The sequence below is a fragment of the Pseudoalteromonas luteoviolacea DSM 6061 genome, from assembly GCF_001625655.1.
Taxonomy (GTDB): domain Bacteria; phylum Pseudomonadota; class Gammaproteobacteria; order Enterobacterales; family Alteromonadaceae; genus Pseudoalteromonas; species Pseudoalteromonas luteoviolacea.
This window is the reverse complement of record NZ_AUYB01000164.1, coordinates 1-1873: the sequence shown is the minus strand read 5'-3', so window position 1 is coordinate 1873 and position 1873 is coordinate 1. Positions and strand designations below refer to the sequence as shown.

The 1873-nt window shown below is 40.8% G+C and carries 2 protein-coding genes; both read left to right on the top strand.

Annotation, left to right across the window (positions count from 1 at the left end; translation table 11 throughout):
* Window positions 1–1039: RHS repeat domain-containing protein (locus N475_RS26145; protein WP_282955590.1), on the top strand; the 1039-nt coding region annotated here is incomplete at its 5' end.
* Between the two features lie 10 nt (window positions 1040–1049).
* Window positions 1050–1430, top strand: coding sequence for a hypothetical protein (locus tag N475_RS24995; RefSeq protein ID WP_063366149.1), 381 nt, complete (start codon window positions 1050–1052; stop codon window positions 1428–1430).
* The last annotated feature ends 443 nt before the right edge of the window (window positions 1431–1873 follow it).

Genomic DNA, 1873 nt, shown 5'->3' with positions numbered 1-1873 from the left:
ATCTCATGAGCATTTAGATGAGCTAGAACTAATCCATATGAACGGTCGGGTGTACGATTATAACCTTGGTCGGTTTATGTCGGTTGATCCGGTGATTCAGAGTCCCAAGAACTCTCAAAGCATTAACCCCTATTCGTATATTATGAATAACCCACTCGCGGGGACGGATCCGACGGGGTATACCGGCTGTACTGCATCGAAGCTGGATTCAATTTGTGAGAATGCCTCGGTGCATCATGGAGGTAACGACAACTTTGGAAATATGGGCGCCATTGCGACTCAAATGGGTGATGCGGCTATGTCCAAAGCCACGTTCACTACGTATGCCAATTTGAACATGAATATGATTAAGTCATGGATGAGTAAGCAGACTAATGAGCAAATGGATATGGGTAGCCCGCAGAGTATTGCTTCGGGTGGAGGAAACAACCATACTCCGAAACCTTCTGGGTCAATTGAACCGATACACGGTAGTTACTATAAAGGTTTACCAAAATATATTATAAGTAATGTGACACTTGGTATTATTTATGGAAATACTAGTCGATTCTACTTTTTGGATGCATCTCCAGATGACCTTGCTGATATTCAGGCTTTTTTGGATAGTCCAGGTGTTGAAAAATATGGAATGATAGTGGTTGGTGGAGTACAACGAGCAGCCACTCAGACGATAAGGTTTGCCACTGCAAAGGGGACAGGGTTATACAGTAAAGTTAAAGGGCACCACGTTCATGCCAAAGCTGCATTTAAAGAGAATTTAGCATATGACCCAAAAAATGGATTTTCAATAAGCCAGCAATTTATGAAAGATAACGGGCTAGATCATGTTGCTATGACTCGTTATCAAAGACAAGCTTTTAAAGAGTTATCAGTTAGTGGAGCGCCTAATAATATGCGAGCTCATACAAGAATAGCTGTCGAAGCTCTGCAAGCTGGCGGCGCTTCCCGAGAAATGGCTCGTTCACTAGCGGCACAGTCACTTGATGCACTTCGGAAAAGTGGCGTTAAAACACCGAGTAATATTCCATGGTACAAATAGGTTAACAATTATGACTAAAGAAGAGCTACTAGCAAAATTAGGGAAAGCTTTAATTGTGGAAGTTAGAGATGAAGCTATAGAAAAGTACGAAATGATTGCTTTAGGAAAAATGAAATCAACAGAAGCACTTGAAAAAAATTCTAAACTTCAAAGTTTCTCTGAGCAACAGCTTAAGGATATTCGCAGTTTAGTTGTAAGTTCTATAGATGATGTATTGCACAACCTTCTGTGGATGCTTGAGCAACATGAACAAGAAATTTGCTTGATGGTCGGGGAGGATGAAGATAGCAAGAAAGAAAATATAGCGGAGGTAAGTGATGGCTTGTCTGGCGAAATCTATACAGAAGATGGATGGATTAATTCGTATAGTCGCTACAAAGAAAATTATTGAGCCTGCTGAATTCAACATGAATAATAAAAATTAAATGGACAGCCACCTTGAGTTCTTTGGTGTTTTACTATTCACGTTGGCCAGCGCTTCGGGCGCATTTTAGCAGTAGATGTGATTACGCATGTCCAGCAACTATCGCAATTTGTGCCAGCGCCACTAGGTGGTGGCACTGGTCATTTTAATCTCTTCTACTGTATTAATGGATGCAGCGATCGACTTCTTTACACAACATCCGGATCTATAATTGTGACAAACTATGCAATATTTGCAGCAGATGCTGACATCAATTACTACCAAGGTGCACCTGAAGTGTTTTTTTGCTCTTCATGTGGCTCTTGTACCAATTCCCGAATTCAACATGCAAGTGCACCACATCTAAAAACAAGATAGAAATAAGGCACTTCTCAGCTTCTGCTAATGTAAATGTGCGACCAATTACATTT